The following is a 12,362-nucleotide window of genomic DNA, read 5'->3' on the forward strand; positions in this document are numbered from 1 at the left end:
GCTCAGCGCCGGGTCGCTTTCGCGCCGCCGAAGCAGCGCAGGTTGACGTAGGCCAGCAGCGCCACGATCACGAACACGATCGAGGAGATGGCGCAGGCGAGCGCGTAGTTCTGACCGCCGTCGTTGAACGCGATGCGGTAGGTGTAGGACGCCAGCAGGTCGGTCGCGCCGACGGGGACCTGGGTGTCGAGGTAGTCCGGCGCGCCTTCGGTCAGCAGCGCGATCAGCGTCAGGTTGTTGAAGTTGGCCGCGAAGGAGGCCACCAGCAGCGGCGCCATCGGCCGCGCGATCAGCGGCAGCGTGATCCGCAGCAGATTGGTCACCGGGCCCGCGCCGGCCAGCGCCGAGGCCTCGTACAGGTCCTCGGGGATGGCCTTCAGCAGGCCCATCGCCAGGATCATCATGTACGGGTAGCCCAGCCAGGTGTTGACCGTCAGCACCATCGCGCGCGCCAGCGTCGCGTCGCTGAACCAGCCCGGTCGCACGCCGAAGAGCAGGTCCAGCACCAGGTTGATCTCGCCCAGGTTCTCGTTGAACAGGCCGCGGAAGACCGGGATCGAGATGAAGGCCGGCACCGCGTAGGGCAGGAACAGCGCCACGCGGTACGCGCCCCGGCCCTTGAGCGCGGGCCAGCTCAGCGCCACGGCGAAGAACAGGCCCAGCGCGAAGGTCAGCAGCGTGTTCAGCGAAGCGAAGCTGACGGTCCAGACGAACACGCGCACGAAGGGCTCGAAGAAGCTGCTGTCGCCGAAGATGCGGGCGTAATTGGCGAATCCCACCGTCGTGCGGAAGCCGGGCTCCAGCGCCTGGCCGGACGCATCGCGCCACACGCCCGCGGCGTGGTCCGCCGTGACGATGCTGCCGTCGCGCAGGTCGCGCAGCCGGTCGGCGTCGATCGGCGCGTAGCGTTGCGCCTGGTCGGTGATGCGATGCAGGCTGGACAGGCGCCATGGGCGGTCGTCCGGCGTGCGCAGGACCAGCGTGCGCAGTTGCGGTAGCAGCTCGACGAGCGCGCGCGGCGGCAGCGGTTCGCCGGGCAGCGGCTGGCCGTCCTCGAGCGCGCCGAGCATCACCGTCGTGCCGGTGGCCGGCGCGCCGGGCGCGGGCAGCGTGAAGCGCGCGCTGAGCCAGTCCTTGCCGTCATCGTCGCGCAGGCGCGCCTGGTAGCGGGCCGTGGCGCCCTCGCCCTCGCGCAGCAGGCTCAGGTCCATGCCCAGCCCCTCGCTGTCGGTGCGCTGCAGCAGCGCGTCGGTCGCGCGCTCGAAGGACAGCAGGTGGGCCGAGCTGTAGTTGGTGAAGGCGATGCCCAGCGTGAAGGCCATCGGCAGCACGATGAAGACCAGCACCGCCGACACGCCGGGCATCACGTAGCGCCAGGCCTGCAGGCGCTTGCTGAACTGCAGCAGCACCAGCAGGCCCGCGACGCCGAGCACCGCCATGGCGGCGAGCGCGTCGTGCGCGCGCAGCAGCTGCTGGCACAGGAACAGCAGCCCGGCCACCGCGGCGAGATTCAGGGCATGCAGCCCGAGGGCGAGCGCGCGCATCACGACGCCTCCTTCGACACCTGCCCCGCCACGCGCCGCGAGGCGCGGGCGAGGCCGTCGGCCACCGTCTCGCGGCCTTGCGTGATGCTCTGCACCGCGGCGTTCATCGCGGTCCAGAAGCGCGCCATCTCGGGCACGTTGGGCATGGGTTCGCCCAAGGCGGCGGCCGCGGCAGTGCCCTCGACCAGCGCGTCGCCGCGCAACTCGCCCAGCAGCGCCGTGTTGGCCGGCACGCCCAGCGGCACATGGGCCTGCATCGCGCGCAGCCCGTCGAGGCTGAGCAGGTAGCGCTCGATGAACTCGGTGGCCAGCAGCGGCTGCCGGCTCGACGCGCACAGCATCGCGCCCAGCACGCCGGTCATCGGCCGTCCGGGCCGCCCGCGCAGCGACGGCAGCGGTGCCGCCGCGACGCGCAGGCCGCTCTTCTGGAGGTTGTTCCAGCCCCAGGGGCCGTTGATGGTCATGGCCACGCGGCCCTCGTTGATCGCGGCTTCGCTCTCGGCATAGGTCGCCGTGCGCGGCACCAGGCCCTCGTCGACCAGGCGCTTGAGCAGCGACATCCCGGCGCGCGTGCCCTCGGTGTCGATGCCGTTGTCGCTCGCGTCCCAGCTGCCGTCCTCGCGACGGCGGAAGGCATAACCGCCGCCGGCCGACATCAGCGCGTAGGTGTAATAGAACTCGTTGTAGGGCCACATGATCGCGCGCCGGCCCTGCGGGCGCAGGCGGCGGTCGATCTCGAAGACCTCGTCCCAGCTGCGCGGCGCGCGCGGCACGAGATCCAGGTTGACGATCAGCGCGACCGATTCGATCGCGATCGGATAGCCCCAAGTGCGGCCGCCCATGCGCCACGGCGACCACGCCATCGGCGCGACCGCTTCGCGCAACTGGCGCGACGGCGCCACCGGCCGGATCAGCCCGGACGCGGCCCAGCCGCCGGCGCGGTCATGCGGCCAGATCCACACGTCGGGGCCCTTGCCGGCGGCGGCGGCCTGCTCGAACTTGGAGACGCCGTTCTCCGGATGCTCGACGCGCAGCGCCACGCCGGTGTCGCTCGTGAAGCGCTCGCCGATCCGGGCCACGCCCTCATAGCCCTTGTCGCCGTTGATCCAGACCCGCAGCGGCTCGCGGTCCGGCAACAGCGCCGCACGCGCCGCGCCGCTCCACGTCGCCAGGCCGCTCGCACCGAGGCCGGCACCGGCCAGCAGCGCCTGGCGCCGCCGCGGATTCATCGGGCCGCGCATGCGTCCGCCTCCTCGTGCAGCCGCGGCAGCGCTTCGCCGCGCGGATCGAAGACGTGCACCTCGTCGCGCAAGGCCGCCACCGGGAAGGCCTCGCCGATCGCGGGCGCGCCGTGGCCCTCGGGCAGCCGGGACACCAGCGCGCCGCCGGGCCCCGCCAGGTAGGCCAGGCTCTGGTCGCCCAGGTGTTCCAGCCACTGGACCTGCGTGCGGATCGGCTCGCTCAGGCGCGCGCCCGGCGAGGCGCCACCAGCACGCGCGTCCGGGACCGGGCGCAGGTGCTCGGCCCGCACGCCCAGCGTGACGGTATCGCCGTCGTTCACGCCGTCGGCGCGCACCGGCAGAGACAGGCGCGTGCCATCGGCGAGCGCGGCCACCACGCCGTCGTCGCGGCGCTCGACCAGGGTCGCCGGCAGGAAGTTCATCCGCGGCGAGCCCAGGAAGCCCGCGACGAACAGGTTGCGCGGCCGCCGGTACAGCGTCAGCGGCGCGCCGCATTGCGCGACGCTGGGCTGCGGCAACAAGGCCCCGGGCGGCGGCGGCTGCAGCAGCACCATGCGGTCCGCGAGCGTCATCGCCTCGACCTGGTCGTGGGTCACGTAGATCGAGCTGGCCCGGCCCTGGCTGCGATGCAGCCGCGCGATCTCCAGCCGCGTCTGCTGGCGCAGCGCGGCATCCAGGTTGGACAGCGGCTCGTCGAACAGGAACACGCCGGGCTGGCGCACCAGCGCGCGACCGATGGCGACGCGCTGGCGCTGGCCGCCGGACAGTTCGCGCGGTTTGCGCCGCAGCAGGTGATCGATCTGCAGCAGCTTCGCGACCTCCTCGATGCGGCGCTGCGCGTCGGCCTTGGGCACGCGCGCCAGGCGCAGGCCGAAGCCGAGGTTCTCCCCGACGTCCAGGTGCGGATAGAGCGCGTAGCTCTGGAACACCATGGCGACATCGCGCTCGCCGGGCGCCTTCTCGTTGACGCGGCGGCCGCCGATGCGCAGCTCGCCGCTGCTGATCGTCTCCAGCCCCGCGATCATGCGCAGCAGCGTGGACTTGCCGCAGCCCGACGGGCCGACGAACACGCAGAACTCGCCTTCGGCGATGTCCAGCGTCACGTCGTGCACCGTGGGCACGCCGCCCTCGATGTAGGTCTTGCCGACCTGCTCCAGTTGCACCGAGGCCATGGTTCAGCGCTCCCCCACGCCCAGGTCGATGACGAGCCGCCGTTCGACGCGGAGCGTGGCCCGGCGCAGCGCCGCACCGGCGCCGAGCGCGCGAGCCTCCGGCTCGAGGAACACCGGCAAGTCCGCCGCGATGGGCAGCACCGCCAGCGTGATAGACGGCCACGCGCCGTCGGCGCGACGCCAGCGATCGATCGCGATCGTCCACGGACTGCCATCGCAGAAACGGTCGTCGACGACGACGCCGTCCACCTCGAGCCGCGCGACATCGCCGACCAGCTCCAGCGTCAGCCAGACCCGGCCGCGCGGCAGCCCGTCCGACGGCACGATCGCCCAGTGGGCCTCGGCCGCATGCGCGGTTTCGTCCGGCACCAGCGGCACCGGCCCGTCGCGCCAAGGCACATGCGGCCCCCAGCGCAAGGCCGGCGGCTCGCCCGCCGCCTGCATCAGCGCGACCGCGAGACGCACCTCGCCACCGTCCCGACCGCCATTGCCATTGCCGCTGCCGGAAGCCGCCTCGGTCATTCCCTCTCCCGCGATCGCGGGAGAGGGCGAGGGTGAGGGCCAGCGCCCTCCCGCCCCACTCATCCCTGCCGCGAACGACCACACCGCCCATTCGACCGCCAGCTCCTCGCGCCCGCCACCGAGCCCCTCCGCCGGGAACACGCGCACCCAGGCCGCTTCCTCGACGCCGGCGTCCATGCCGATGAATTCCCCGTCCGCACCCACGCCCACCGTCGCCGGATGGCTGGACCACATCAGCCGCTCGCGCCCGCCGATCCGAACCTTCGCCGTCGCCGCCGCGGCGGCCTCGGACAGCACCAGCACGCGATGCATCCGTCCCGCGGTATCGCGCAGCGACACCAGCCGAGGCCCTTCGCACGAATCCAGCCGCACGACCCAGACCTCGCCGCGGCGCTCGACATGCCCGCCGCGCACCTCGATCGTGGCCAGCCCCTGGGCATCGAACACCAGCTCCGCCGCGATGCCCTCGAGGCTGAAGCCCGTCCAAACCACTTCTCCATCGGCCTCGGTCCAGCGCGCCATCGGCTGCACCGTCGCCTGGCGCAGGCGCGCCGCGCCCAAGCGATGTCCGACCGGCCAGATGAAGGCCGCGCCCGGACGCAGCGCCACGCCGCCCTCGCTGGGCAGGCGCAGCGCTCCGCCGTCGGCCGTGCGCAGCTCGATGGCCAGGTCCCGCCGCGCCGGCAGCGGGTGATGGCGCACATGGTGGTTGACGAACACGAAGCCCTCCACCTCCGCCACCGACGCGCCAGCCGCCCGCAGCGCGATGCGCGGCAACGCGCGATCGGCCGGATCGAAGGGCCCGTCCACCGGCAGCACCGCCTCGCACGGCGCCAGCGACGCGCCGAAGTCGCGCATCAGCTGATGCAGCGCGCGCAGCCGTCCCCACGACGGCCGGACCTGGCCGTACTGGCCCAGCGGTGCCTGGAAGTCGTAGCCCCACTGCGGCACGTCGTTGGGATACCCGGTCGCCTGGGTCTCGTTGAGCGGCCCCGTCTCGCAGACCGGGTTGGTGCCGCCGTGATACATGTAATAGCCGTACAGGTTGGCGCCCGACCCCAACTGAACCAGCGTCGTCGCATGCACGTCGTCGGCGTCCACGACCGGTCGGCGGTGGTAGCTCTGCGCCATGCCGCCGCCGGCCTCGGCCAGGCAGAACGGGTAATGCGCCGTATCGATCAATCCCGCGGCCGGCGTGCCGTCGACATTGCCCATCTCGCCGATCACGCGACGGGTGTTGAACAGGAACACGCCCGACGGCGGCAGCGCTTCGCGCGAGCCCTGCCAGAACCCATCGGCGTAGGCGCCCGACACCGGCAGCACCTCGCGCGGCGGGATGTCCAGCGTCGGCCAGCCGGTGACGGTGTAGATCGGCACGGTGAGCCCGACGTCGATCGCCAGCTGCTTCAGCGCGGCGATGTGCTCGGCGCCGCGGCCCGGACCGGTGCCGCCGTATTCGTTCTCCAGCTGCAGCCCGATCACCGGCCCGCCGTCGCACCACAACCGGCCGCGCGCCTGCGCCGCGATCTCGCCGTAGAGCCGGCGCACGTGGGCGAGGTAGGCGGGATCGTTGCTGCGCGGCTCGCAGGTCGCGGCGAGCCAGTCGGGAAAGCCGCCCAGCCTCACCTCGGCATGCACCCACGGACCGGGACGCAGGTAGACGAACAGGCCGGCCTCGGCCGCGAGGTCGATGAAGCGCGCCAGGTCGCGCTGGCCGTCCCAGCGCCAGCGCCCTTGCACCGCCTCGTGGTGGTTCCAGATCACGTAGCTGGCGACGACGTCCACTCCGCCCGCCTTGATCTTGGCGAGCTCGCCCGCCCATTCGTTCTCGGGATAGCGGCTGTAGTGGAACTCGCCCATCACCGGCATCCAGGGCCGGCCGTCCAGCACCAGGTAGCGGCTGTTGACCTCCAGGCTGCGGGTGGGATGCGGGTACAGGCCCAGGTTCAGGAAGCCGGTCTCGGGCGTCGGCACCGTCGGGGGCACCTGTAGCGCCACCGGCGCCGGCGGGGTTGTCTCGCTCACGTCGTTGTGCTGCCCCGAAAGAGGCAGTTAATCGTTTAATCCGAGTCAGTAGACCAAGGGCGACCCCAGGGGGCAATACGGGTAAGTCCGCAGAAGCGGCCGCATTCTACGCGGAGCGCCCTTGGCTTCGATGCTGTCCGAGCGCCATCGCACCTGCGGCCACCCTCGCCTCGGCCGGGATGCTGGGCATTCCGATTGACATCGCCCCCGCAGGTTGCTCCAATCAGATTAATCGATTAACCGGCGCTGACGCATCCTCGCGATCGTTCGGCCGACACCCGCCCGCTTCATGCCCCCGATCTCCTTCCCGTCCGATCCGCCGGCGCCGCTGCGCCTGGGCGTGTGCTACTACCCCGAGCAGTGGCCGAAGGCGCGCTGGCGCGAGGACGCCCGCGCGATGCGCGCGCTCGGCCTGGGCACGGTCCGCATCGCCGAATTCGCCTGGTCCCGCATGGAGCCGGCCCCGGGGCAGTTCGACTGGGCCTGGCTGGATGAGGCGATCGACGTGCTCGCCGGCGAGGGCCTGTCGGTGGTGCTGGGCACGCCGACCGCGGCGCCGCCGCAGTGGCTGGTCGAGGCCCATCCCGACGTGCTGCCCGTGGGCGCCGACGGCCGCGTGAAGCCCTTCGGCGCGCGCCGGCATTACTGCTTCTCGAGCCCGTCGCTGACCGAGGCCACGCGGCGCATCGTGACCGCGATGGCCCGGCGCTACGGTGCGCATCCGGCCGTCGTCGCCTGGCAGACCGACAACGAGTACGGCTGCCACGACACCACCCTGTCCTACTCGCCGGCCGCGCTGGCCGCGTTCCGGCGCTGGCTGCGGGCGCGCTACGAGACCGTCGAGCGCATGAACGAGGCCTGGGGCACCGCCTTCTGGGGCCTGCAGTTCTTGAGCTTCGAGCAGGTCGGCTTCCCGGTCGGCCAGCCGACGAGCCCGCTGCCCGCGCATGCGCTGGACTTCCGCCGCTTCGCCTCCGACGAGGTGGTGCGCTACAACCGGCTGCAGGTCGAATTGATCCGCGCGCACGCGCCCGGCCGCCCGGTGCTGCACAACTTCATGGGCCTGTTCGCCGAGTTCGACCACCACGCCTGCGGCACCGACCTGGACATCGCCGCCTGGGACAGCTATCCGCTCGGCCACGTCGACACCGCCGCGACCTTCCTCACCGAGGCCGAGCGCCAGCAATGGGCGCGCACCGGACATCCGGACCTGACCGCCTTCCATCACGACCTGTACCGCGGCATCGGCCGCGGCCGGATGTGGGTGATGGAACAGCAGGCCGGACCGGTGAACTGGGCCGACTGGAACGCGCTGCCGCTGCCCGGCATGGTCCGCGCGTGGACCTGGGAGGCCTTCGCGCACGGCGCGGAGCTGGTGTCCTACTTCCGCTGGCGCCAGTTGCCTTTCGGCCAGGAGCAGATGCATTCGGGGCTGAACCGCCCGGACGGCGCGCTGGACGACGGCGGCCGCGAAGCCGCTCAGGTCGGCGCCGAGATCGGGCGGCTGCTCGCCGCCGGCGATGCGGCGTCGCTGGCGATGCGGCCGGCGGCGGTCGCGCTGGTGATGGACTACCCGTCGCTGTGGATGGCGCAGATCCAGCCGCAGGGCAAGGACATGGCGGGCTTCGGCCCGATGCTGGCGTACTACGGCGCGCTGCGCCGGCTCGGGCTGGACGTCGACATCGTCGCGCCCGACGCGTCGCTCGCGGGCTACGCCCTCGTCGTGCTGCCGGGCACGCTGCACCTGGACGAGGCGCTGGTCGAGCGGCTGCGCGCGAGCACGGCGGTCGTCATCGCCGGGCCACGCACCGGCAGCAAGACCGACCAGCTCGCCATCGCCGAGCCGCTGCCGCCGGGACCGCTGCGCGAATGGTTGCCGGTGCGCGTGCGCGCCGTGGAATCGATGCGCCCCGGCCGCACGCTGGCGATCGACGCAGGCGCGCACGGCCACGGCGTCGGATTGCAATGGCGCGACCTGATCGAACTCGATGCGGGCAACGCCGCGGGCGCGCAGGAGGTCCGGGTCCTGGCCCGCTACGAGGACGGCGCGCCGGCCTGGCTCGCGCGCGGACGCTTCCACCTGCATGCCGGTCACGTCGACGCGGACCTGCTGCTGCGCTGGGTCGATGCCGCGGCCCGCGAGGCCGGCCTGTCGCCGCTCGCGCCCGAGGCGCTGGCGCCCGGGCTGCGCCTGCGCCGCCGCGGCCAATGGCTCTTCGCGATCCACCGCGGGCCGCAGCCGGCCGTGGTGCCCGTGCCGCAGGGCGCGATCCCCTTGCTCGGCGGCGCGACGCTGCCGCCCGGCGGTGTCGGCATCTGGCATCTGTCCGATTGAGCCCGGTCGCGCTATCGTCCGTCCCTTCGCGCACCCGGCGCACCGGTCCCACGCCCCTCCGATCCACGTCCCACTGCCCTCGCCCGCTCCCAGATGGTCACCTCTTCCGAAGTCTCCGCGGCCTTCGACCGCAACCGCCACTCGCATCGCCGTTTCAATCCGCTGGCCGGCAAATGGGTGCTGGTGTCGCCACAGCGCAGCCTGCGCCCGTGGCAGGGCCAGACCGAAAGCCCCGACCTGGAAGTCCGCGCCTCGCATGACCCGGGCTGCTACCTGTGCGCCGGCAACACCCGCATCAACGGCGAGGTCAACCCGTCCTACACCGGCACCTTCGTCTTCGAGAACGACTTCCCCGCGCTGATGGCCGATGTGCCGGCGCCGGACGCTGGCGGCGCCCCGGCGGCGGCGGCGGGCCTGTTCCAGGCCGAACCGGCCCGCGGCACGAGCCGGGTGATCTGCTTCTCGCCGGACCATGGCCGCAGCCTGCCCGAGCTCGACGAGGCCGCGCTGCGCGAGGTCGTCGCCTGCTGGGCCGCGCAGACGCGCGAACTGGGCGAGCGCTGGCGCTGGGTGCAGGTCTTCGAGAACAAGGGCGCGATGATGGGCTGCTCCAACCCGCATCCGCATGGTCAGGTCTGGGCCAGCGACTTCGTGCCCGACCTGCCGGCGCGCGAGGACCGCCTGCAGCGCGACTGGCTGGCCGCCCAGGGCGAGCCGATGCTGCTGGCGGTGGCGCGCGCGGAGGCCGGCGGCGAGCGCGTGGTCGTGCAGAACGACGACTGGCTCGCGCTGGTGCCCTATTGGGCCGAATGGCCGTTCGAGACGCTGCTGCTGCCGCGTTTCGCCGTGCAGCGGATGGACCAGCTGAGCGCATCGCAGCAGGCCAGCCTGGCGGCCATCGTGCGCGCGCTGACGATCCGCTACGACAACCTGTTCCAGTGCAGCTTCCCGTACTCGATGGGCTGGCACGGCGCGCCCACCGGCGCCCAGGCCGAGGCGTCGCCGCACTGGCAGCTGCATGCGCACTTCCATCCGCCGCTGCTGCGCAGCGCGACGGTGCGCAAGTTCATGGTCGGCTTCGAGCTGCTGGCGGAGGCGCAGCGCGACCTCACGCCCGAGCAGGCCGCCGCGCGGCTGCGCGAGCAGCCGTCCACCCACTACCGCCAGCGCTGAGCCTGCCCGGCGCCGCGACGACCGCCCCTTTCAACCCGGCGCTGATGACCGAGTCCCCTCGATCGATCGGCGTCCCCGCTTGCCACCGCCTGCCATGACCTCTGCCCCGACCGACCTCCCGCCCACCGCGCTCGCCGTCGTGCGTGCCTTCACCGAGCGCCACGGCGCTGCGCCGACGGTGCTCGCGCGCGCGCCCGGCCGGGTCAACCTGATCGGCGAACACACCGATTACAACGATGGCTTCGTGCTGCCGGTGGCCATCGACCGCGACACCTGGGTCGCCGCCGGACCGCGCGATGACGGCCAGGTGGACGCGCTGGCGCTCGACGAGCAGCAGGCCGATGACCGCTTCGCGCTCAGCGCCGAGCCCCCGCATTTCCCCGGCGGCGGCTGGCGCGACCATGTGCGCGGCACGCTGGCGCAGCTCGCGGCCGAGCTGCCGGCGCTGGCCGGCATGAACCTCGTCATCGCCGGCGACGTGCCGATGGGCGCGGGGCTGAGCAGCTCCGCCTCGCTGGCGCTGGGGCTGCTGCGCGCGGCGCAGCGCCTGGCGGGCGACACGACGCTCGACGGCAAACGCCTGGCGCGCCTGGCGCAGCAGGCCGAGAACCGCTTCGTCGGCTGCCAGTGCGGGATCATGGACCAGCTCGCCAGCGCCGAAGGCCGCGCCGGGCATGCGCTGCTGATCGACTGCCGCTCGCTCGACACCGAGCCGGTGCCGCTGCCCGCGGGCACGGCGCTGCTGATCGCGCACTCGCGGGTGCGCCGCGGCCTGGTCGACAGCGCCTACAACGAGCGCCGCCGCCAATGCGAGGCGGCGGCCGCGGGCGTCGGCGCGAAGGCGCTGCGCGATGCGACGCTGGCGCAGCTGGAGGCTGCCGACCTGGACGACAAGACCTTCCGCCGCGGCCGCCACATCGTCACCGAGAACGAGCGCGTGATCGCCGCCACCCGCGCGCTGCGCGCGGGCGACATGCGGCAGCTGGGCCAGCTGATGAAGGCCTCGCACGCCTCGATGCGCGACGACTTCGAGATCACCGTGCCCGCCGTCGACCAGCTCGCGGCGCTGCTGCAGGACGTCATCGGCGACGCGGGCGGCGCGCGCATGACCGGCGGCGGCTTCGGCGGCTGCGTGATCGCGCTGCTGCCCCAGGCGCTGGTGCCCGCCGCGGTCCGGGCGCTGGAGGACGGCTACCGCTCGCCCGAGGGGGAACCGGCACTGGTCTACCTGTGCGAGGCGGGCCCGGGCGCCGAGGCGGCTGCGGCTACAGTCGCGGGATGACCACCCTCGTCGAAGTGGCGCGGGCCGCGGGCGTCACCGCGGCCACCGTCTCCAACGTGCTGCGCAACCGCGGCAAGGTCGGCGAGGAGACGCGCCGGCGCGTGCTCGCCGCGGTCGAGCAGCTGGGCTACCGCCCCAACCTGATGGCGCGCGCGCTGGTGGAGGGCAAGCCCCACACGATGGCGCTGCTCGTCAGCAGCATCGCCAACCCCTTCTATCCGGAGTTCGCGCTCGAGGTCGAGCGCGCGGCGCGCAAGCTGGGCTACTTCCTGCTGGTGTGCAACACCAACGAGGACCCCGCGCAGGAACGGGCCTACCTCGACGCGATCGGCGGCGCGCTGGCGCAGGGCGTGATCGTCATGAACGCGGACTTCGTGCAGCTCGATGCGCTGCAGCACCTGCGCCGCCGCGGCGTGCCGGTGGTGCTGTGCATGTGGGAGCGGCCGCAGGAGCCGCCGCCGCTGCCCTGCGTGGCGGTGGACCTGTACCAGGCCGGCGTGCTCGCGGCGGAGCACCTGCTGCGCCTGGGCCACCGGCGCATCGGCGCGGTCTGCGGCAGCGAGCCCACCGGCAACCACCGCTGGCGGCTGCGCGGCTTCCTCGACACGATGGCGCAGGCCGGCGCCGCCTTGCCGGCGAGCTGCCTGCGCTACGGCCACGACACCATCGACGACGGCCGCAACGCCGCGCACAGCCTGCTGGCGGGCGAGCCCGGCCTGACGGCGGTGTTCGCGACCAACGACCTGCCCGCGCTGGGCGTGCTGCAGGCGGCGGCGGAGCTGAGCCTGGAGGTGCCGCGGGACCTGTCGGTGATCGGCGTCACCGACATCCAGCTGGCGCACCAGATGCGCCCGGCCCTCAGCACCGTGGCGATGCCCACGGCGGAAGCGGCGACGCTGGCGGTGCAGCTGCTGCAGTCGGAGATCGATGCGTCGCCGGACCATGCGCCGCCGATGCGGGTGACCGAGCCGCCGCGGCTGGTCGTGCGGGCGTCGACGGCGAAGCCGCATCACGGCGGTGCCCCCGGCGGCACGGGCCGCGCCGACTGAGCGCGCAGGCTGAGGTTTC

The 12,362-nt window shown here is 73.1% G+C and carries 8 protein-coding genes; 4 read left to right on the forward strand and 4 right to left on the reverse strand.

From position 1 onward, the window contains the following. Window positions 1-2 precede the first annotated feature (2 nt). Genes malF through BM393_RS14790 form a run of 4 tightly spaced genes read right to left on the reverse strand, consistent with a single transcriptional unit; the run spans window position 3 to window position 6,504 of the window. On the reverse strand, window positions 3-1,544 hold the full coding sequence (malF, locus tag BM393_RS14775) for a maltose ABC transporter permease MalF (protein ID WP_091727556.1): 1,542 nt from the start codon (window positions 1,542-1,544) through the stop codon (window positions 3-5). Further along, window positions 1,544-2,785, reverse strand: coding sequence for a maltose/maltodextrin ABC transporter substrate-binding protein MalE (gene malE / locus BM393_RS14780; protein ID WP_091727561.1), 1,242 nt, complete (start codon window positions 2,783-2,785; stop codon window positions 1,544-1,546). Before malE ends, malF begins: the two co-directional genes overlap by 1 nt. Next, complete coding sequence (locus BM393_RS14785; protein ID WP_091727565.1) at window positions 2,770-3,957, reverse strand: ABC transporter ATP-binding protein; 1,188 nt, start codon at window positions 3,955-3,957, stop codon at window positions 2,770-2,772. Before BM393_RS14785 ends, malE begins: the two co-directional genes overlap by 16 nt. 3 nt (window positions 3,958-3,960) lie before the next feature. Beyond that, window positions 3,961-6,504, reverse strand: a complete 2,544-nt coding sequence (locus BM393_RS14790) for a beta-galactosidase (RefSeq protein ID WP_091727568.1) — start codon at window positions 6,502-6,504, stop codon at window positions 3,961-3,963. A gap of 289 nt (window positions 6,505-6,793) precedes the next feature. Here BM393_RS14790 and BM393_RS14795 point away from each other — a divergent pair, with 289 nt between their 5' ends. The 4 genes from BM393_RS14795 to BM393_RS14810 all read left to right on the forward strand — a co-directional run bounded on the left by BM393_RS14795 (window position 6,794) and on the right by BM393_RS14810 (window position 12,343). Beyond that, entirely contained in the window at window positions 6,794-8,839 is a 2,046-nt protein-coding gene (locus tag BM393_RS14795; protein WP_254783459.1) for a beta-galactosidase, read from the forward strand. Window positions 8,840-8,932: 93 nt separating this feature from the next. After that, on the forward strand, window positions 8,933-10,012 hold the full coding sequence (locus BM393_RS14800) for a UDP-glucose--hexose-1-phosphate uridylyltransferase (RefSeq protein ID WP_091727573.1): 1,080 nt from the start codon (window positions 8,933-8,935) through the stop codon (window positions 10,010-10,012). 94 nt (window positions 10,013-10,106) lie between these two features. Continuing rightward, a complete protein-coding gene (gene galK / locus BM393_RS14805; RefSeq protein WP_091727577.1) occupies window positions 10,107-11,294 on the forward strand; it encodes a galactokinase in 1,188 nt (395 codons plus the stop codon). Continuing rightward, entirely contained in the window at window positions 11,291-12,343 is a 1,053-nt protein-coding gene (locus tag BM393_RS14810) for a LacI family DNA-binding transcriptional regulator (RefSeq protein ID WP_091727580.1), read from the forward strand. Before galK ends, BM393_RS14810 begins: the two co-directional genes overlap by 4 nt. Window positions 12,344-12,362 lie beyond the last annotated feature (19 nt).

It is taken from the genome of Mitsuaria sp. PDC51, from assembly GCF_900113225.1.
Lineage (GTDB): Bacteria > Pseudomonadota > Gammaproteobacteria > Burkholderiales > Burkholderiaceae_C > Roseateles.

Coding starts and splice junctions, on each gene's coding strand:
- malF (WP_091727556.1), bottom strand. CDS start 1,544: ATGCGCGCGCTCGCCCTCGGGCTGCATGCCCTGAATCTCGCCGCGGTG.
- malE (WP_091727561.1), bottom strand. CDS start 2,785: ATGCGCGGCCCGATGAATCCGCGGCGGCGCCAGGCGCTGCTGGCCGGT.
- BM393_RS14785 (WP_091727565.1), bottom strand. CDS start 3,957: ATGGCCTCGGTGCAACTGGAGCAGGTCGGCAAGACCTACATCGAGGGC.
- BM393_RS14795 (WP_254783459.1), top strand. CDS start 6,794: ATGCCCCCGATCTCCTTCCCGTCCGATCCGCCGGCGCCGCTGCGCCTG.
- BM393_RS14800 (WP_091727573.1), top strand. CDS start 8,933: ATGGTCACCTCTTCCGAAGTCTCCGCGGCCTTCGACCGCAACCGCCAC.
- galK (WP_091727577.1), top strand. CDS start 10,107: ATGACCTCTGCCCCGACCGACCTCCCGCCCACCGCGCTCGCCGTCGTG.
- BM393_RS14810 (WP_091727580.1), top strand. CDS start 11,291: ATGACCACCCTCGTCGAAGTGGCGCGGGCCGCGGGCGTCACCGCGGCC.